This window comes from Flavobacterium sp. AK-301 (assembly GCF_058310215.1).
Window position 1 is genome coordinate 95,928 of record NZ_JBZEES010000005.1, and the last position, 19,894, is coordinate 115,821.

Genomic DNA, 19,894 nt, shown 5'->3' on the forward strand with positions numbered 1-19,894 from the left:
GAAATGGAATTTGATTTTCTGAAACCGATAGATACGGAAATGTTGGAATTTATCAAAGCTTCTTCTCAGCAGTCTTTAGGGAATAAAGTCATTCTGCATACAGAAGAAGAGTTTCCTGAATTGACAAATACTAAGATTGCAATTATTGGCGTTTTAGAAAATCGTGGGTTGGAAGACGAAGAAGGAAAAGTAAATTTGAACCATTTCAGAAAAGAATTTTACAGGTTGTTTCCCGGAAACTGGGATGCGAGAATTGTAGATTTAGGGAATATAGATGCAGGAGATTCTTTAACAGATACTTATTATGTACTGGAAAAAATAACTGCAAGTCTTATAAAAACCGGGGTTGTGCCAATTGTTATAGGAGGCTCACAGGACTTGACTTATGCTATGTATCGTGCATACGATGAATTGGAACAAATGGTCAATTTGGTTGCAATAGATAGTAAGTTTGATTTTGAAAAAGAAGAAAGAACAGAACCAGCAACGTCATATTTGACGAAAATGATTGTTGATGAACCAAATAATTTGTTTAATTACAGCAACATAGGTTATCAGACCTACTATAATTCACAAGAAGAAATTGATTTGATAGAAAAATTATTTTTTGAGGCTTATCGTTTAGGTGAAGTAACTGGTAATCAGACGATTGCGGAGCCTGTTTTCAGAGATGCAGACTTAGTAAGTTTAGATTTATCCGTTGTTAAATCCTCTGATTCAGGTAATTTTATTACTTTTGTGCCAAATGGCTTCAATGGAAAAGAGATTTGTTCTTTGTCAAGATATGCTGGAATAAGTGACAAAGTTTCTGCTTTTGGTGTGTTTAATCATAAAAATTCTAAAGCAGAAGCAATGCTTATGTCTCAGATTGTGTGGTATTTCATAGAGGGTTTTCATTATAGATCCAATGAGTATCCTTTTGGCGGTAGAGAGGAGTACATAAAGTATATTGTTCCTTTTGAAGAAGAAGAATTGATCTTTTTTAAAAGCAATAAAACGGAAAGATGGTGGATAGAAATACCATTTATATCAAATGTTAATAATAAATTAAAAAGAAATACGTTATTACCATGTACACATGAAGATTATTTAGGTGCCTGTAACCAGGAATTGCCTGAAAGATGGTGGAAAACACAGAGAAAAAATATTTTTTAAAAATAATAATAACAGAAAAAGGAGAGTGTAGATTTGCGAGGTTTAAGTTTTATTTAACAAAATAATTGTTTTTTAAAAAATAAATAAATAGGTTTGCGCACTCAAAATTAAATACATAATACCCAAGTTTATATGAAGAAGTTCATTGCATTAACAGCAATTTTGTCATTAATGTTTAGTTGTGGATCAAGCGACAGAGGCGAATTAGTAGGTGTTAAAGGTAAAAAATGGCATCCAGAGAAGCCTTTTGGTATGACATTAGTTCCTGGGGGATCTTATATTATGGGAAAATCAGATGATGATTTAGCTAATATACAAGATGCTCCTACTAAAACGGTTACTGTTAGGGCCTTTTATATGGATGAAACTGAAATTACTAATAGTGAGTACAGACAATTCGTAGAATGGGTTAAGGATTCGATAATACGAGTTAGGTTAGCTATTTTAGCTGATGAGCTAGGTCAGACTGCCGGAACAGGTGGTATCGGTGAATATGCTTTTAGTGATACTGATCCAGCGAAATTATCTGCTTATGATAAATATATGTACGAGAACTACTATAGTGTAGGAACGGATGATGATCCGTATGCTGGCAGAAAATTAAATCGTAAGGCGAAATTAATAACAGATCCTCAGAAATATCCTGATGAGTATTATGTAGAAGTAATGGACTCTATGTACATTCCTGCAGAAGAATCATATAATGGAAGAAGAACGGTTGATGTTAATAAATTAAAGTTCCGTTATACCTGGATGGATATTCAGGCAGCTGCAAAAGTTAAAGGTGGAGGTAAGCGTAGAGATTTTATCAGAATTGAAGAAAAATTAATTTATCCTGATACTACTGTTTGGATTAAAGATTTTGCTTATTCATATAATGAGCCAATGCACAATGATTATTTTTGGCATCAGGCTTATGGCGATTATCCTGTAGTAGGAGTGAGCTGGGAACAGTCAAAAGCTTTCTGTGCATGGAGAACATTGTATAAAAATGCTTATATCAAGAAAAGAAAAGGAAGAGATCAGATAAATTCTTTTAGATTACCAACCGAAGCAGAGTGGGAGTATGCCGCCAGAGGTGGTTTAGAATCTGCAACTTATCCATGGGGTGGTCCTTATGCTAAAGATGACAAAGGTTGTTTTTTAGCTAACTTTAAACCAAATAGAGGAGATTATGCTGCTGATGGTGCTTTATATACAGTAGAAGCAAAATCATATGGTTCAAATGGATATAACCTTTATAATATGGCAGGTAATGTTGCTGAATGGACTGATTCATCCTATGAGGCAGGAGCTTATGAGTTTGTGTCTACTATGAATCCAAATGTTTCTGATGCAACTAATAAACGTAAAGTAACAAGAGGTGGTTCGTGGAAAGATGTTGCTTATTTCTTGCAGGTAAGTACAAGAGATTATGAGTATGCTGATTCAGCAAGAAGTTATATTGGTTTCAGAACAGTTCAGGATTATATGGGAACTCAGGTAACTGGAAAATAAGAAATTATATTTATTTCCTTATACATCGTAATATAATATATAATACTTATTCTTTATGGATGATTATTATGAATATCAAAAAAAGAAAAATAAATTAACAAAAAAAAGATTAAAAAATGGCGATTTTAAGCAAAAAAGTAATGAACTTCTCATATGGTATGGGAGCTGCGGTTGTAATTATTGGAGCATTATTCAAAATTACTCACATAGAATTTGGACCAATATCAGGGAATTTAATGTTAACAATTGGTCTTGTTGTGGAAGCGGCTATTTTTGCTCTTTCTGCATTTGAACCTGTTGATGATGAATTAGATTGGTCTCTTGTTTATCCGGAGCTTGCAGGGGGAAATGCTTCTAACAAAACGGTTAAGAAAGATACTCAGGAAGCAACAGAAGCACAGGGTTTATTATCTCAAAAATTAGATAGCTTATTAAAAGATGCTAAAATTGATGGAGAATTAATGGCAAGTTTAGGAAATAGTATTAAAAATTTCGAAGTAGCTGCAAAAGGAATTGCTCCAACTGTAGATTCAGTAGCTTCTACTAGAAAATATAGTGAAGAGATGTCTTTAGCTGCTGCACAAATGGAATCTTTGAACAGTCTTTATAAAGTGCAATTAGAAAGTGTTTCAAGAAATACTGAAATTAATAAAGAAGTAGCTGAAAATGCTGATAAGTTAAAAGCACAAATGAGTTCATTAAGTGCAAACTTATCTTCATTAAATAATGTTTATGGTGGTATGCTTTCTGCAATGACTAACAAAGGCTAATTAGTTATACTAATAAAATTAAATTTATTCACAAAAAAAACTAATTAGAAAATAGAATGGCAGGAGGAAAATTAACCCCCAGACAAAAGATGATAAACCTGATGTATCTGGTTTTTATCGCGATGTTAGCATTGAATATGTCCAAAGAAGTATTATCGGCTTTTGGATTGATGAATGAGAAATTTGAAGCAGCAAATGAATCTTCAAGTTTTACGAATGAGGAAATGATGCAGGCATTAGACACTAAAGCTGTAGAAGCTAAAGGTCAGTTTGCCGTTGCTGCAGCAACAGCACATAAAGTTCAGGATGCGACAAAAAAGTTTTATGACTTTATAGCTACTTTAAAAACAGAAGCTTTAGTAGGTGTAGAACCAGTAGAAGGTAAACTGCCTTATGAATCAATGGATAAAGCAGATAATCTTGATAATAGTTGGTTTACAGGTGACGGATACACGAAGAGAGGTAATGAGGTAATGAGTGCTATTACTGTTTATAAAACTGAAATGAAAAATGCTCTTAGTGATGAAAAAAAATATGTTGCAATATTAAACCAAGTTAATAAATCGTTTGATGTTTCTGATGTTATTACTAAAGATGGTTTAAAAGATAAGTTTTTAAATTACCATTTTAAAGGCTTTCCAGCAATTGCCTCTTTAGCAAAATTATCAGCATGGCAAAGTGATGTTAAGAAGGCTGAGTCTGATGTAATCAGTGCTGCTTTAGGAAAAGCAGCAGTTCAGGCAGCATCTTACAGCAATTATCAAGCGATCGTAGTTTTAGAGAAAAATGCTTATTTTCAAGGTGAAGAGGTTAAAGGTAAAGTTGTGTTAGGTCGTTATGACGAAAACACTAAACCCACTTCGTTTGAAGGTCCTGGTCAGTTAATAAACGGACAAGCTGTTATTTCATTAACTGCAGGTGGCATAGGAGAACAATCAATTAACGGACAATTTTCGTTTTTAGAGGACGGAAAAAGTATTCCTCTGAAGTTTGAAGGAAAATATGTTGTTGTACCAAGACCTAATTCTGCTACAATTTCTGCAGATAAAATGAATGTTGTATACAGAGGAGTTAAAAACCCTATGTCGATTTCATTTGCCGGAGTGGCTGATAATAGTGTAACAGCTAGTGGTCCCGGATTATCTAAATCAGGTACTACTGGTAAATATATTATGGATGTTACTACAGTACAGGGACGTGAAGTTACAATTAATGTAACAGGTAAATTACCTGATGGAAAAACTGTCACTGATGCAAAAACATTCAGAGTTAAAGGAATTCCTAGCCCGGTAGGAACCGTTAGAGGAGAAACAGGAACTGTAAAAGGACCTAAATCTAACTTAGAAGTTTCTACAATAGGTGCTAAATTAGAAGATTTTGATTTTGATATAGGATTGTCAGTTACAGGATTTAATATTAAAGCACCTGGACAACCAACAGTTGTAGTTTCAGGAAATAAATTAGATGCAAGAGCTAAAGCAGCTATTTCTAAAGCAAGCAGAGGCGATATGATTATTATTTCTGAGATTAAAACAAAATTAGACGGGGCAGGAAACTATATGTTACCTAAAACAGCTCCGGTAGCATTTGAAATACAATAATTATTTTAAGTTAGCTTTGACGCTTTACTTAAAAACAACTTAGAATTTAAAAATATGAATTGGAGAAATTTTTTATCAGTTGTCGTTCTTTTATTAGGAAGCATGACTTCTTTTGCACAATCTAATTTGCTTAATGCCAAAACACCAAATCAGATTGGTGTGAAGTCTGAAGCACAAGATTTAGCTGATAATGACAAACCATTACCTTATGGTTATGTTGATGATAGAGATGTGTTAATGGGGAAAAAAGTATGGGAGATTATTGATCTTGACGAAAGAATTAATTTCCCGCTGTATTACCCTATTGATACAATGAATATTGGTAAAGAGAGAAGATCATTATATGATGCCTTATCAGCAGGTATGAGATCCGGTAAAATAACAGAAGTATACACAGATAGTTATTTTATTGCAAAAAAATCGTTACAGGATATTCAGGCTTCTTTGTCAAAAGTTGATACTACAGATACTGGTAGAGAGCAATTCAATGCCGGTGAGAAGATTTCTGACGAATATATCGTAAGAAGAGATTTAACATCTGAAGATATCAGTGATTATAAAATTATGGGATACTGGTATTTTGATAAACGTCAGGGTGAGTTAAAATACAGATTGATTGGAATTGCTCCAATTGCTCCGGATGTTTATACAATAGATAATGAAGAAAAAGACTATGTAGAGTTATTTTGGGTATATTTCCCTGATGCTCGTGAAGTACTTCATGAAGCGAAAGCTTTTAATGACAGAAATTCAGCAATGCCGATCTCTTTTGATCATTTACTGAATTCAAGAAGATTTAATGGTGTTATCTATAAAGAGGAAAATGTTTATGGTGACAGAAAAGTTGAAGATTACATGAAAGACAATGCGCAGATGCAATTGTTAGAGTCTGAAAGAATAAAAGATAAAATCCGCAACTTCGAACAGGATATGTGGAACTATTAATAAGAAGTTTCTCCAATTCAAATATAACTCTTACCTTTTTGGGGTAAGAGTTTTTTATTTTTGTAATTATGAAAGATTATATAATTGTAGGTTGTGGTCTTGCGGGTGTTTCTTTTGCAGAAACAGCTTTGCAGAATAATAAATCCATCGTTGTGTTTGATAATGATTCCCAACATTCCTCCCGAGTTGCAGGAGGACTTTATAATCCTGTGATCTTAAAACGTTTTAGTGAAGTCTGGGGTGCGCAGGAACAGATAAAAAAAGCAGCTGATTTCTATCATAGGCTGGAAGATAAATTAAGCCTTAAGCTGGATTTTAAAATGCCTGTTTACAGAAAGTTTTTTTCAGTTGAAGAGCAAAATAATTGGTTTATTGCTGCGGATAAACCTTCATTGGCACCTTTTCTATCAACGCAGTTAAAAAATAAAAAATATAAAAATTTCCGTTCTCCTTTTGGTTATGGTGAAGTTTTACAAACTGGTTATCTGGAGATCTCAACTTTATTAGACGGATATAAAAAATATCTCCATTCCATAGATTCTATGAGCGAGACTTCTTTTGATTACGATTTGTTAGAAATAAAAGAAGATTTTGTTCAGTATAAAGATGTAAAAGCAAAGAGTATTGTTTTCGCAGAAGGCTTTGGGATGCATTTTAATCCGTTATTTAGAGATTTACCATTAGATGGAACAAAAGGAGAATTACTGATTATTAAAACACCTGATTTAGATCTGGATGTAATTGTTAAAACGAGTGTTTTTATTTTACCGATAGGAAATGATCTATATAAAATAGGTGCTACTTATAACCCGAATGATAAAACAGATATACCAACAGAAAAAGGTAAAGCAGAGCTGGTAGAGAAAGTAAAAGAGTTAATAGACTGTGATTTTGAAGTAGTAGAACATTTAGCAGCAGTAAGACCTACAGTTAAAGATCGCAGACCTTTATTAGGAGTACATCCTTTGTATAAAAATGTTTTTTTATTAAATGGTCTGGGAACAAGAGGAGTGATGTTAGGACCTACAATGGCAGAGGTTTTGTATGATTTTGTTGAATTTCAGAAACCGCTTGATAAAGAAATAGATATCAATAGGTATTATTGATTTTTATATTTTGAGACAGCGTCTTTATCATAGCTTATAAAGAAATTGATCCAGATATTACGGGATACTCTCATGATAAAAGGCATAAAAACAATTAATGTAGCTATAATGGAGATAAATGCAGTTTTTAAATTTGTACCTATAAAAAGATAAGAAATAATAAATGCAGCTACTCCAAAAGCGATTCCTACCCCGTAACTGACATACATTGCGCCAAAAAAGAAAGATGGTTCGATTTTATATTTTGTGCCACAATGGGAACAGGTTTCATGCATTTTAAAGATTTTAGAGAGTATATATGGGTTTTTTTCTTCATACATACTTTCTTTATGGCATTTAGGACAACTTCCTGTTAAAATGCTATATAGTTTGGATCCTTTTTTTAACATTTGCAAAAAAATTAGTGAATTGCAAATTTACTATACATTTACAGAATAACATAGAACAATTATACAAAATAGAAAATAATGCTGAACATACATAATTTATCAGTTTCGTTTGGAGGAACTTATTTGTTTGAAGAAGTAACCTTTAGATTAGGTGCAGGTGACCGTGTGGGGTTAGTAGGTAAAAACGGTGCTGGTAAATCTACGATGCTTAAAATTCTTTCTAAAGATGTTGCTCCTGATTCAGGGAGTATAGCAACAGAGAAAGAAGTGAAGATGGGCTTTCTAAGACAGGATATTGATTTTGAACAGGGACGTACCGTTCTTGAAGAAGCATATCAGGCTTTTGTAGAGATTAAAGAAGTTGAAAAAAAATTAGAAGATATTAATCATCAGTTAGTGACCCGTACGGATTATGAGAGTGATGAGTATAGTCAGATAATAGAAGATCTTAGCGATTATACACATCGATTTGAATTGTTAGGAGGGTATAATTATGTAGGAGAAACAGAAAAAATTCTTTTAGGTTTAGGTTTTAAAAGAGAAGTTTTTAATAATTTGACTGATACATTTTCAGGAGGATGGCGTATGCGTATTGAGTTAGCTAAATTATTGTTACAATCTAATGATATATTATTACTGGATGAGCCTACGAATCACCTGGATATCGAATCAATTATCTGGTTGGAACAGTTTTTACGAAGTTATCCGGGAGTTGTAGTAATTGTCTCTCACGATAAAATGTTTTTGGATAATGTGACGAACAGAACTATTGAGATCTCTTTAGGAAAGATATACGATTTTAATAAACCCTATTCTGAATATTTAGGATTGAGACACGAGATCCGTGAAAAACAACTGGCTACTCAGAAAAATCAGGCGAAGAAGATTGAAGAAACAGAAAAACTGATTGAAAAATTTAGAGCAAAAGCTTCAAAAGCTTCTATGGCACAGTCTCTTATCAAGAAATTGGATAAGGTAGAGAGAATAGAAGTAGATGAAGATGATAATTCCGTAATGAATATTACGTTTCCGGTTTCGCTGACTCCGGGGAAAGTGGTAATCGAATTAGAAGGGGTATCAAAAAGTTATGGAGATCATGTCATTCTGAAAGATATTGATTTATTAGTAGAAAGAGGAAGTAAGATCGCTTTCGTTGGTCAGAATGGTCAGGGTAAATCGACATTGATAAAACTGATCAATAAAGAATTTGAATATACCGGAAATGTAAAATTAGGACATAATGTACAGGTGGGGTATTTCGCTCAGAATCAGGCAGAATATTTAGACGGAGAAATTACTTTATTACAGACGATGGAAGATGCTGCTACGGATTCCAATCGTTCCCGTGTTCGTGATATGCTGGGTTCTTTCCTGTTTAGGGGAGACGAAGTAGAGAAGAAGGTAAAAGTCCTTTCCGGAGGAGAAAGAAACCGCCTGGCGCTTTGTAAATTGCTTTTACAGCCGTTTAATGTGCTGATGATGGATGAGCCTACGAATCACCTTGATATTAAGTCTAAGAATGTATTAAAGGCAGCTTTAAAAAAGTTTGACGGAACGCTGATTATTGTTTCTCACGATAGGGATTTCTTACAGGGAATGACTAAAACGGTTTTTGAATTTAAGGATACAAAGATCAAAGAATATTTGGGAGACATCAATTATTATTTAGAGCAGCGTAATTTGGAAAATATGCGTGAAGTGGAGAAAAAAGACACTATTAAAAATGCAACTCCAAAAGAAAATAATAAATTGTCTTATGAAGAACAGAAGAAGTCAAAAACTTTACAAAATAAGTTGAGTAAGATTGAAAGTCAGATCAAACAATTAGAGATTGATATTCAGAAAGATGATAAAATGCTGGCTTCAAATTATGATAAACATATTGAAGATGCTTCATTCTTTAAGGCTTATAATTCTAAAAAAACAGAGCTGGATAAGTTATTAAATGAATGGGAAGTTGTTCAGGAGGAGATTGATAAAGCATAAAGCTTGAGGTGCTTTAGAACAAAGAGCCAAGAATTGATTATCCTGCAAGGTTTTTTTGAATCTTGTAGGATATATAATTATTGATATAACTTAAATTTTCCAGAGAATAAACTACTTATTCTTCCGTAATTTATTTAAATGAAAAAAGCCACTCAGAAATGAATGGCTTTTTTTAGTAGCGGGAACTGGACTCGAACCAGTGACCTTCGGGTTATGAGCCCGACGAGCTACCTACTGCTCTATCCCGCGATGTTCGGTGCAAAGGTAAGAACAATTTACAAACTGACCAAAATAATGTTATTATATTTAGAGGTTTGAATTATTAGAAGGTTTTAACAAATAATTATTAACTTTACAGGTAATAATATATAATTTTACAACTCTACAGTCTTAATATGAGGAAGTTATTTATTACAATATTGACAACATTATATCTGATACCAGCAGTTGGTGTTACGATATCAGCACATTTTTGTAGTAATGAACTGGCTTTTATATCCCATTCTTACAAAGAGAATAAAGATCATTTCTGCGGAAAAGACACAGTAAAGAAAAGTTGTTGCGAACATAAACAACTATCTTTTAAAATAAAAGATAGTCAGCAACAGGCAGAGTTGCTTTCTCAAAAGTTTGTTGCTTCTTTCTTGTTACAGCTAATACCGGATTCTTTTTTCGCAAGTCCATATTCTGTTATAAGTTCTAATGAACTAAATCATAATTTAGTACATCCACCTGATCTTTTTGCGGCACCTCTTTATTTGATTCATCAGGTATTTCGAATTTGATTTTTTAATTAGAATTAATGATCCGATACAATTTATGTAGACGGATGATGACTGTATTTATACAGTTTAAAATCAATTTTAAATTTAAAACAAAATAATCATGGAATCAGTGAATAAAATAATAATGGCAGTAATCGTTTTTCTGTCAATAGTAAGCTGTGAAGCTCAAATTAAGAATCTGAAAGCAGAAACGGTAAAAGTGTATGGCAATTGTGAAATGTGTAAAAAAACAATTGAGAAAGCAGCTAATGAAAAAGGTGTTGTAAAAGCAGAATGGAATCCTGAAAGTGATTTACTGGCAATAACTTATGATGCTAAAAAAACGAACACAGATGCTGTATTAAAGAGAGTAGCTTATGCAGGTTATGACAGTGATCGTTTTTTAGCTCCCGATGAAGTTTATAATGATCTAAAAGAGTGTTGTCAGTACACCAGACCTTCTAAAAGTACAAACACTCAGCAGGAACATCATATCAAACATACAGATACATCTGTAAAAGAAGAATTTGTGCAAAAAGGTGTAATGGATAATGTATATACCTTATATTTTTCTGTGAAAGACGCTCTGATTGCAGGTGATGCAGCGAAAGTTTCGGAACATGCAGGTCATTTGTCAAAAGCAATAGCAGGAGTTTCGATGGATAATATGAAGCCGGAACAACATACGGTCTGGATGAATGTTCTTCAGAGTATACAAAAAGAAGCAAAATTGATTTCAACATCAAAAGAGATTAAATTACAGAGAGAGCAGTTTGCTAAACTGTCTGTAAATATGTTTTCCGTACTAAAAGTATTTAAAACGAATGAAACCATTTATTATCAGTATTGTCCGATGTTTAATAAAGGATCAAACTGGTTAAGCAGAGAGGAAGCTATTAAGAATCCTTTTTATGGTTCATCAATGCTGACTTGTGGTAATACAGTAGAGACAATCAAATAAGAAGTTATCCGTAGAATGAGTTTAATCCCGTTCTATTTAATTCCAATTTTATTATGAAACGAATTATAATCTTGCTTTGTTTTGTTTTTCTGACTTCATTTAGTTTTGCTCAAAACATAAAAGAATACGATCTGTATGTAAGAGATACAGTCGTAAATTATACCGGTAAATCTGTAAAAGCAATTGCTATAAACGGACAGATACCTGCACCTACATTATATTTTACAGAAGGAGATACTGCTGTAATACGAGTACACAATACGATGCATCATGAAACCTCTGTTCACTGGCATGGATTGATCCTGCCTAATGAACAGGATGGGGTATCCTATTTGACAACAGCCCCTATATTACCGATGTCTACACATACCTTTAAGTTTCCGATAAAACAAAGCGGAACCTATTGGTATCATTCTCATACCATGCTTCAGGAACAGATAGGGATGTATGGTGGAATTGTAATCCATAAAAAAGAAGCGCCTAAGATACCGGAATATGTTGTTCTTTTAAGTGACTGGACAGATGAAAACCCACATGAGGTTGAACGTAAGTTGCATAAAGGATCTGACTGGTATGCGATTAAGAAGGGAACTACTCAAAACTATGTTCAGGCGATAAAAGAAGGACATCTTAAAACAAAACTGACGAATGAATGGAAGCGAATGAAAGCAATGGATGTCAGTGATGTTTACTACGAACGATTTTTGATAAATGGGAAAGTTGAAGACGAAGCTCCTCAGTTTAAACCAGGGCAAAAAGTACGTTTAAGAGTAATTAACGGTAGTTCATCAACGTATTTTTGGCTTACTTATGCCGGAGGAAAGATCACGACAGTAGCTTCTGACGGAATGGATGTAGTTCCTGTAGAAGTAGACAGGCTGATAGTAGGAACATCAGAAACATATGATGTTGAAGTTACTATTCCGGAAGAAAATACGGCTTTTGAATTTGTGGCAACTGCGGAAGACAGAACCTCTCATGCTTCATTATGGTTAGGTAATGGTATTAAGAAATTAAAGGCTCCATTGCCCAAACTAAAATATTTTGAAGGTATGAAAATGATGAATGATATGATGACTCTTGGTGGTAATATGAAAGATATGGGGATGAATATGAGTATGCAGAAAATGGATATGAATACCGTGATGTATGAAGAGATTACCGGTAAATCTGAAAAAGAGAAAAAGAAAGAAACTAAAGAAGGAGAAGATCACTCCGGTCATAGACAGCAAAACCCGGAGATTGTTACGCTGAATTACGGAATGTTGAAGTCTCCCGTGAAAACAACTTTACCGGAAGGTCCTGTTCGAGAACTGGTTTTTGAATTAACGGGAAATATGAATCGCTATGTTTGGACGATTAATAATAAGACGGTTTCTGAAACAGACAGAATAATGATTAAAAAAGGAGAGAATATCCGAATTATTATTAAAAATAATTCCATGATGCGACATCCGATGCATTTACATGGTCATTTTTTCAGAGTATTGAATGGTCAGGGAGAATATGCTCCTCTGAAAAATGTTATTGATGTAATGCCAATGGAAACGGATGTTATAGAATTCCATGCTTCAGAAGAATATGGAAACTGGTATTTTCACTGTCATATTCTGTATCATATGATGTCCGGGATGGGAAGGATATTCAGTTATGAAAATTCACCACCTAATCCACAAATACCGGATGAAGCTTCTGCCTTACAAAAAGTGTATAATGAAGACAGAAGATATTATTTCTCTGCTGATGTAGGCTTAGAAAGTAACGGAAGTGATGCGAAATTCAGATTAGAAAATACTCGTAATTTTGTACAATTAGACTGGCGTTTAGGATTAGATGATAAAAAAGGTTACGAAAGCGAAATCCATATAGGAAGATATTTAGATGAAAAACAATTTTTTGCAGCTTATGCAGGAGTCGATGTGAGATACAGAAATTCAGATGAAAAAGAAAAAAATCTTTTCGGACAGCAAAATACACAAAATAAAAGAGCTGTTCTCTGTATAGGAGTGATTTACATATTACCCGGATTAATTAATGCTGATGTAAGGCTCGATCATGAAGGAAAAGCCAGAGTGCAGTTAGCACGAGAAGATATTCCGATAACTTCCCGTTTACGTATGAGTGGAACGTGGAATACCGATTTCGAATACAGTATTGGTGCACGATATATAATGACAAAAAATATTTCATTATCCAGTCATTATGATAGTGATATGGGATTAGGGGTAGGAATAGCATTTATATACTAGAAGAATTAAAAGCTTTATGTAGGTTTTTCCGTTTCAATAATAGCACTTTTGTATAAATTAAACAAAATATACATTCATATATGAATGTATATTTTGTTTTTCTTTACTGGTATTGTTGGGGAATAGTTATATAATAGTTTGTGAAATATACTATTAAATTATTTATTTTTTATGAAACATGTTGATTTTAAATATAAATAAAAATATAATTTTCGTATATATTAAAAATAAATACACTGTATATTTCGCTGGTTATTAGTTTATTAAGGTTTTTAACTAAATTTGAATGTCAAATAGTTTTGAAATATTAATGCTATTTAATATTTTTGTTAAAATCCTATATGTATATGTAATTTTTATGTATTGTTAAAAAATACTATAAGTGATTTCAATATTTCTTTGTTTAGTTGCTATTAAGTTTTTAGATAGCGAGTATTGTTGTTTGATACAAACTTCAGTTTAAGTGTTTTTTATCCAAACTTAATTACCGTTAAGTATTTATAATACTTGTATTGTTTAACGATACAAAATATTACTTTTATTTATTTTACTAGGTTATTGTTAAATAATTAAAGATTAAATGTTTTTTTTGCAAATAAAAAAAATAATATAATTGGATATATTAAGTAATGCAAATTTTATCAAACTCTAAAAAAATGATTGATGTTATAAAAATATATTATTCAAACAACAAGGATCCCTGAAGGGAATTCTATTAGACCCTTAATTGAAGTAGATTTTAAATTATAATATAAGTTTCAATAAATATATATCTATATAATAATTTTTATAAAATTAATTCTGAATTAGTACAATTAGAGTTAGGTATGTCAAAAAATATAAAGTTTAAATTAAAAAAATCATGAAGTTTTTATTAAAAAAAATAATAGTATTATTTCTTATTTTACAGGGTTATGGCTCATTTGCTCAAAAATCTACAGGGATAGGGACTACTAATCCACACCAATCTTCTGCATTAGAAGTGGCAAGTGAGAATATGGGTGTTCTGATTCCCAGAGTTTCAAAGATAGAAGATACGATAAAAAACCCTGCTAATGGTCTATTAGTATATGATATAGATAGAAATTGTTTGAGTCAGAATATAGGTACTGATACTATTCCGGATTGGAGATGTATTAGTGGTAATGTCGTAAAATTCTTTTATATGCCGTCAGTAAAGCTGGATATTTCTGAAGGAGGAAAAAGAGAATATAACCTGTTTGGGCTCTATCAAGAGCAATTTGCAAAACCAAAGGCGAGAAGTCCGGGCGCACCAGATTCAATTCCTTTTTTTAAAAATGCCTCAGACTTATATTACTATGTAATAGATTATAGTAAAACTGTTTTTGTTGAAAATAGTGTAAAAGTAAGCTCTGAGGGTATATTGACTTATACAGTACATAAAGATGCTCAGTCCAAGAGTACTGCGTGTGATTTTATGAATATTGTCTTAGTAGTCAAGTAGAGAGATACCCTTTAATTCAATTAAAAATAATATATTATGGTGTATTTTTATACATTAACAAAAGGGAAAATAAAGTTTTTTCTGCTGTTGATTTTGTTGTTTAATTTTAGCAGTTCAATTATTTATGCCCAAACCACGGGATGTCCTGATGATTTTGATTGTGATGGTGTTTTAGATTTATATGATGTCGATGATGATAATGATGGTATTTATGACCATATTGAATCTCCGAGTTGTTTCTATATGGATAAGAGTTTATATGAAAGTGGAGATAGAACCCTGTTTTTAGATGTTAGTTCAACACTAGCTTATACGGGTTTTTTAGAGCAGGCAGTAGATGGAATTAATAATAGAAATGCAATTGGTTTTACGCCTGGTACATCTTTAGTAGATCAGGAGCTATTTCGATTAACCACTACACTAGCTTTAGGTATAGAATATACTTCAATTTCAGTAACGTTTAATGGTATGTCTTTTTTTGCTACAGGTACCAGGGCAATTTTGCAAGGATCAAAAGATGGGGTTACTTGGGTAGATTTAACAGATGGTATCAATGATTTAGGAACTTCTCCTACTATTAAATTTGAGCTAGCTGTAAATCATCCGTATAGAGGTATATATAAGCATTATCGTGTATTTGGAATAGCCGGAGCTATTCATGGTTCTGGTGTTAAATCTATTAGGGAAATTACAGGAGAGGTAGGTGATTTTATGCCTTCGTTATATCCGAAGCTGAAGCCGGATTGTATAGGTGAGGATATTGATGGGGATGGTCAGCCTAATCATTTAGATTTAGATTCAGACGGAGACGGGGGGTCAGATGTGTTAGAAGCGGGATTTTCGGATCCGGATGGAGATAACATGTTAGGAAGCAGTCATGGTCCTGCTGCTGTAGATTCTTATGGAGCTGTTGTTTCTGCAGGAGGTTATATACATCCTTTGGAGTTTTATAAATTAAAAGATATTAATGTAGCAAAAGATACTGACGGAGATGGTGTTTTAGATTTCGCTGATGTTGATGATGATAATGATGGTATTTATGATCATATTGAATCTCCGTCCTGTTTTTATTTACTAAAAAATTTTTATGAAACAGATGACAGGACAGAGTTATTTAATGTTAGTACTGAGCTGTCTTATAAAGGGACTCTGGAGCAGTTGATTGATGGGCTTCGTACGACAACAAATGGTATTGTTGTTAAAGCACGTAGTTCTATAGTTGATTTAGAAGTGTTTAAGTTAGAAACAAAACTGACTGTAGGTGTGAAATTTTCTTCTTTTATGCTGGAATTTAGTACTACAGGTTTTTTTGCTTCAACAGCAACAGCTGTTTTACAGGGTTCAAAGGATGGGGTTACTTGGGTAGATTTGACAGATGTTCTTGAGCTGGGAAAACCCACTACTCCTGCTTCTTATAGGATTTCTATAACTAAAAACGAGGATTTTTATCGGATTTATCGTTTGTTAGGGAAATCTGGGGAGACAATAAACCCAGAAAGGTATATAAGAGAAATTACAGGAGAAATAGTGGATTATATGCCTTCTTTGTATCCGAAGTCAATATGTGAAGGAGAAGATGTAGATGGTGATGGTGAATTTAATCATCAGGATTTAAACTCAGATGGTGATAGTTGTGATGATGTGTTGGAGGCTGGATTCAAAGATCCGGATAGAGACGGTATATTAGGGAATGGTCCGGTTACAGTAGATGAATATGGGGCTGTTACTTCAGAAATAGGGTATATAACACCGAATAATCTGTATTTTTTAAATTCTAAAATAGATGTTTGTACAGGAGAGGGGTTGCCTATTGGGGATCCTCATTGTATAAATTTAGATGAAATTACAAATGACTATGGTCTGGCTCAATCTTCCTTCCATACTACAATGGTAAGAACAAAAACAGGGTTTTCTATATTTGGTCAGGGAGCAAATCCAATTAGACCGGATCATCTTTTTGAACCTGTAGAAATGACTCCCGCAAATGGTTTTTATTATGAAGGTGATATAGTGGATGTCACATTAGGAGGGGTAGCAGGAGTAACTACATCAACAGATCAGTTTTTTATACTTTCGACAAAAGGGTTATATGCCTGGGGTTATAAAGGTAGAGTTGTTCCGACATCTTGGACACCGTCTTCGGCATATTTTCAGCAAATTGCATTGCCGGAAGGAGTTTTACCTAGCCATGTAAAAAGTATAGAAGGAGCTTGTCAGGCTCTATTAGTTTTAACTAAAAGTGGAGATGTTTATATTGGAGGTAGTGTTTCGCGTTTTGTTTATGGAGATAATAGTTTAGTAATAGACGAATTATGGCATAAAGCGCGAGTTTCTCATGTGAAATCGGTTAAAGTTACTGCTTATGGACAAGTGTTAGCTTTAACGGTTTCAGGGGAATTGTATACATGGGGAAGAAACACTTATTTAGGGGACGGAAGTTCACCTAAAGATGTAGGAATCCCAGTTAAAATGATTCTTCCTTCTACAATTAATGAAATTAAAATGATTGCTTTATCTGGTTCAGGTACAGTGCCTTCTTATTTTGTTTTAGGAGATGATAAAAGAGTTTACTCTTTAGGGATAAATACTTATGGAATATTGGGTATAGGGAGTATTGTAACTCAAAGTACCTGGCAGGTAGTTAGAGATGAAAGAGGTGTGGGAGCATTGGAGAACATTAAATTTATAAACGCAACCACTCATGATACTTATAGTGGAGCTGTTGGGGCGATTAATGAGGGAGGAGTGCCTTATTTTTGGGGTTATGCGGATAGTGGTCGTTTAGGATCTTCGGCTTGGTCCACTCAGTCCCTTCCAAGCGTGCCTTACGGTATAACTCCTGGTTTTCATGATGTTATTTATGTTGAAATGGGGGGGCATGTTACTCCTCTTATGGATAAAAGACTTGGTAAGTTTGGATATATAGGGCATCTAGTAAATGGTAGTATGGGAATAGGAACAGGATCGAGTGGTACTATACTAGAGTATGATTTTACAAATACTCCCAATATAGATTTTTGTAATCTTGAGATTGGTGGTGCTAAAAATAATTATATAATGATTAATCCTATGAGTATTAGTTCCAAAGTAGAAAAATAGATATTTTAAATTATTAAATAAAGCAAAAACCAATAAAAAAAGCCACTCAGAAATGAGTGGCTTTTGCTTAGTAGCGGGAACTGGACTCGAACCAGTGACCTTCGGGTTATGAGCCCGACGAGCTACCTACTGCTCTATCCCGCGATGTTCGGGTGCAAAGATACGATGGATATTTCAATAAACAATTTTTTTTAGATGAAAATATTTTATTTCCTCTATTCAACTGATAATAACTACCTTTGTAGCATAAATATATTTTAAAATGTCACATAAAGCAGGTTTTGTTAATATTATAGGGAATCCCAATGTAGGGAAATCAACGCTAATGAATGCGTTTGTAGGAGAACGTTTATCTATTATCACTTCAAAAGCGCAGACTACCCGTCATCGTATTCTTGGGATTGTTAACGGAGAGGATTTTCAGGTTATATTATCAGATACTCCCGGGATTATTAAGCCGGCTTATGAATTGCAGGCTTCTATGATGGATTTTGTAAAGTCCGCTTTTGAAGATGCAGATATTTTAATTTATATGGTTGAGATTGGAGAGCAGGAATTAAAAGATGAAGCTTTTTTTAATAAGATCATTCATGCGAAGATTCCTGTATTATTACTGCTGAATAAGATTGATAAATCTAATCAGGAACAGTTAGAATCACAAGTGGCTTTCTGGACGGCCAAAGTTCCCAATGCAGAGATATTTCCAATATCAGCTTTAGAGAATTTTAATGTTACAGAAGTATTTGGACGTATTATAGATTTACTTCCTGTATCACCGCCATTTTATCCAAAAGATACTTTGACAGACAAACCGGAACGTTTTTTTGTTAATGAGACCATTCGTGAAAAAATATTATTGAACTATAGTAAGGAGATTCCTTATGCGGTGGAGATTGTTACAGAAGAATTTTTTGAAGATGAGAATATCATTCGTATCCGATCATTGATTATGGTAGAACGTGATACCCAGAAAGGAATTATTATAGGGCATAAAGGAGAGGCATTAAAGAAAGTAGGAGTAGCAGCAAGAGCTGATCTGGAAAAATTCTTTGGTAAACAAATTCATATTGAACTGTATGTTAAAGTAAACAAGAACTGGAGAAGTAATGCGAATCAGTTAAAACGTTTCGGTTACAATCAATAAAAATATTTTGTTTAAAGAGTTTAAAGTTTAAAGTGTCCAAGTTTAACGATCTGTGAAAAAACTTGAAATCTTAAATTTTAAACTCTTTAAATTTTATCTAATGCAGTATTTGTTCCATTACTTCTATCAATTCCTGAGTCTGGTGCATTCCTTTTCTTCTATTTAACCGGGCAATGAAATAAAGTAATAACCAAAGATTGATCATAACGATCATAACGAAAATATCAAAAGTAAAAGGCTGATTCATTGACCATTTGGAATACACTATAATTCCAAATACAGTAAATACAATAGCAATAATAAAATGTATAGCCATAAATAAGGTCCATAATACAGGATCAGGTCCATAGATTATTTTTACCAAAGTAGTGTTGTCTTCTCGTTTTTCCAGTTCAAGGGAGAGGGTAGGAGACCAGTATTCACGTCTTTTTAAACCTACTGTGATCCAGATCAGACGATTCGCATTCTGAATTTTGAATTCAGATCCGTATGTTTTTTTCAGTTGTTCACAGGATGATTTGATTTCATCAATTGTTTTTGACGAAATCCTTTCAGAGCGGGGACGAAGTCTAACAGCGGTATCTAAACTCATGGTTTGTAGATTTATTCTACTAAATTACTTAAAATTTTATATAAAAAATAATTAAAACAATATCTGTTTATGGATAATTGCTTTAAAGAGCATTGAGTGTCTGAAAAGAGAGGCTATTTCTTTTATTCCGAATTATAGCAAGATCACAACAAAATGTCTTTTTCTGTTAAG

Annotated in this window: 15 protein-coding genes and 2 tRNA genes; 13 read left to right on the top strand and 4 right to left on the bottom strand. The window is 33.3% G+C overall.

All coding sequences use genetic code 11. The annotated features are described in order from the left end of the window. The first annotated feature begins 3 nt into the window (after positions 1-3). The 6 genes from AC4FQX_RS09555 (at position 4) to AC4FQX_RS09580 (ending at position 7,074) form a co-directional block, all read left to right on the top strand. Entirely contained in the window at positions 4-1,155 is a 1,152-nt protein-coding gene (locus AC4FQX_RS09555) for a formimidoylglutamase (RefSeq protein WP_491167465.1), read from the top strand. 132 nt (positions 1,156-1,287) lie between these two features. Continuing rightward, positions 1,288-2,652, top strand: coding sequence for a T9SS ring complex lipoprotein PorK/GldK (gene porK / locus AC4FQX_RS09560; protein ID WP_491167466.1), 1,365 nt, complete (start codon positions 1,288-1,290; stop codon positions 2,650-2,652). A 116-nt stretch (positions 2,653-2,768) separates the two neighbouring features. Beyond that, the gene (gene porL, locus AC4FQX_RS09565; RefSeq protein ID WP_491167467.1) at positions 2,769-3,422 is read left to right on the top strand and encodes a type IX secretion system motor protein PorL/GldL; all 654 of its coding nucleotides are present in this window, start codon (positions 2,769-2,771) and stop codon (positions 3,420-3,422) included. A gap of 56 nt (positions 3,423-3,478) precedes the next feature. Further along, the gene (gene porM / locus AC4FQX_RS09570) at positions 3,479-5,023 is read left to right on the top strand and encodes a type IX secretion system motor protein PorM/GldM (protein ID WP_491167468.1); all 1,545 of its coding nucleotides are present in this window, start codon (positions 3,479-3,481) and stop codon (positions 5,021-5,023) included. Between the two features lie 54 nt (positions 5,024-5,077). Further along, complete coding sequence (porN, locus tag AC4FQX_RS09575) at positions 5,078-5,968, top strand: type IX secretion system ring subunit PorN/GldN (protein ID WP_491167469.1); 891 nt, start codon at positions 5,078-5,080, stop codon at positions 5,966-5,968. A 68-nt stretch (positions 5,969-6,036) separates the two neighbouring features. Beyond that, complete coding sequence (locus AC4FQX_RS09580) at positions 6,037-7,074, top strand: NAD(P)/FAD-dependent oxidoreductase (RefSeq protein WP_491167470.1); 1,038 nt, start codon at positions 6,037-6,039, stop codon at positions 7,072-7,074. Here the strand turns inward: AC4FQX_RS09580 and AC4FQX_RS09585 are convergent. Further along, positions 7,068-7,463, bottom strand: a complete 396-nt coding sequence (locus AC4FQX_RS09585; protein WP_491167471.1) for a DUF983 domain-containing protein — start codon at positions 7,461-7,463, stop codon at positions 7,068-7,070. The two genes, AC4FQX_RS09580 and AC4FQX_RS09585, sit on opposite strands and share 7 nt — an antisense overlap. A gap of 78 nt (positions 7,464-7,541) precedes the next feature. On the opposite strand from AC4FQX_RS09585, the gene AC4FQX_RS09590 reads away from it, so the two are divergent. Continuing rightward, positions 7,542-9,449 (top strand): ABC-F family ATP-binding cassette domain-containing protein, encoded by a 1,908-nt coding sequence (locus AC4FQX_RS09590; RefSeq protein ID WP_491167472.1) that lies wholly within the window; start codon positions 7,542-7,544, stop codon positions 9,447-9,449. Between the two features lie 176 nt (positions 9,450-9,625). Here AC4FQX_RS09590 and AC4FQX_RS09595 read toward each other — a convergent pair. Beyond that, positions 9,626-9,698: transfer RNA gene (locus tag AC4FQX_RS09595), tRNA-Met, on the bottom strand. Between the two features lie 146 nt (positions 9,699-9,844). Here AC4FQX_RS09595 and AC4FQX_RS09600 point away from each other — a divergent pair. From AC4FQX_RS09600 to AC4FQX_RS09620, 5 genes are all read left to right on the top strand, one after another. Then, the gene (locus tag AC4FQX_RS09600) at positions 9,845-10,234 is read left to right on the top strand and encodes an HYC_CC_PP family protein (RefSeq protein ID WP_491167473.1); all 390 of its coding nucleotides are present in this window, start codon (positions 9,845-9,847) and stop codon (positions 10,232-10,234) included. 100 nt (positions 10,235-10,334) lie between these two features. Continuing rightward, positions 10,335-11,174 (top strand): DUF3347 domain-containing protein, encoded by an 840-nt coding sequence (locus AC4FQX_RS09605; protein WP_491167474.1) that lies wholly within the window; start codon positions 10,335-10,337, stop codon positions 11,172-11,174. A gap of 53 nt (positions 11,175-11,227) precedes the next feature. Then, complete coding sequence (locus AC4FQX_RS09610; protein WP_491167475.1) at positions 11,228-13,423, top strand: multicopper oxidase domain-containing protein; 2,196 nt, start codon at positions 11,228-11,230, stop codon at positions 13,421-13,423. Positions 13,424-14,285: 862 nt separating this feature from the next. Continuing rightward, complete coding sequence (locus AC4FQX_RS09615) at positions 14,286-14,888, top strand: phage tail-like protein (RefSeq protein ID WP_491167476.1); 603 nt, start codon at positions 14,286-14,288, stop codon at positions 14,886-14,888. A 36-nt stretch (positions 14,889-14,924) separates the two neighbouring features. Then, positions 14,925-17,987: an RCC1 domain-containing protein gene (locus tag AC4FQX_RS09620; protein ID WP_491167477.1), complete on the top strand. Its 3,063-nt coding sequence runs from the start codon at positions 14,925-14,927 to the stop codon at positions 17,985-17,987. Positions 17,988-18,058: 71 nt separating this feature from the next. On the opposite strand, the gene AC4FQX_RS09625 is transcribed toward AC4FQX_RS09620, so the two are convergent. After that, a tRNA-Met gene (locus tag AC4FQX_RS09625) sits at positions 18,059-18,131 on the bottom strand. 118 nt (positions 18,132-18,249) lie between these two features. Between AC4FQX_RS09625 and era the strand changes: the two genes are divergently transcribed. Next, positions 18,250-19,131: a GTPase Era gene (era, locus tag AC4FQX_RS09630; protein ID WP_491167478.1), complete on the top strand. Its 882-nt coding sequence runs from the start codon at positions 18,250-18,252 to the stop codon at positions 19,129-19,131. Positions 19,132-19,228: 97 nt separating this feature from the next. On the opposite strand, the gene AC4FQX_RS09635 is transcribed toward era, so the two are convergent. Further along, positions 19,229-19,723 carry a hypothetical protein gene (locus tag AC4FQX_RS09635; protein ID WP_491167479.1) on the bottom strand — a complete coding sequence of 165 codons (495 nt, stop codon included), beginning with the start codon at positions 19,721-19,723 and terminating at the stop codon, positions 19,229-19,231. Positions 19,724-19,894: the final 171 nt, after the last annotated feature.

Excerpts from the sequence above, each read along its gene's own strand:
- AC4FQX_RS09555 (WP_491167465.1), top strand. The coding sequence starts at position 4 with ATGGAATTTGATTTTCTGAAACCGATAGATACGGAAATGTTGGAATTT.
- porK (WP_491167466.1), top strand. The coding sequence starts at position 1,288 with ATGAAGAAGTTCATTGCATTAACAGCAATTTTGTCATTAATGTTTAGT.
- porL (WP_491167467.1), top strand. The coding sequence starts at position 2,769 with ATGGCGATTTTAAGCAAAAAAGTAATGAACTTCTCATATGGTATGGGA.
- porM (WP_491167468.1), top strand. The coding sequence starts at position 3,479 with ATGGCAGGAGGAAAATTAACCCCCAGACAAAAGATGATAAACCTGATG.
- porN (WP_491167469.1), top strand. The coding sequence starts at position 5,078 with ATGAATTGGAGAAATTTTTTATCAGTTGTCGTTCTTTTATTAGGAAGC.
- AC4FQX_RS09580 (WP_491167470.1), top strand. The coding sequence starts at position 6,037 with ATGAAAGATTATATAATTGTAGGTTGTGGTCTTGCGGGTGTTTCTTTT.
- AC4FQX_RS09585 (WP_491167471.1), bottom strand. The coding sequence starts at position 7,463 with ATGTTAAAAAAAGGATCCAAACTATATAGCATTTTAACAGGAAGTTGT.
- AC4FQX_RS09590 (WP_491167472.1), top strand. The coding sequence starts at position 7,542 with ATGCTGAACATACATAATTTATCAGTTTCGTTTGGAGGAACTTATTTG.
- AC4FQX_RS09600 (WP_491167473.1), top strand. The coding sequence starts at position 9,845 with ATGAGGAAGTTATTTATTACAATATTGACAACATTATATCTGATACCA.
- AC4FQX_RS09605 (WP_491167474.1), top strand. The coding sequence starts at position 10,335 with ATGGAATCAGTGAATAAAATAATAATGGCAGTAATCGTTTTTCTGTCA.
- AC4FQX_RS09610 (WP_491167475.1), top strand. The coding sequence starts at position 11,228 with ATGAAACGAATTATAATCTTGCTTTGTTTTGTTTTTCTGACTTCATTT.
- AC4FQX_RS09615 (WP_491167476.1), top strand. The coding sequence starts at position 14,286 with ATGAAGTTTTTATTAAAAAAAATAATAGTATTATTTCTTATTTTACAG.
- AC4FQX_RS09620 (WP_491167477.1), top strand. The coding sequence starts at position 14,925 with ATGGTGTATTTTTATACATTAACAAAAGGGAAAATAAAGTTTTTTCTG.
- era (WP_491167478.1), top strand. The coding sequence starts at position 18,250 with ATGTCACATAAAGCAGGTTTTGTTAATATTATAGGGAATCCCAATGTA.
- AC4FQX_RS09635 (WP_491167479.1), bottom strand. The coding sequence starts at position 19,723 with ATGAGTTTAGATACCGCTGTTAGACTTCGTCCCCGCTCTGAAAGGATT.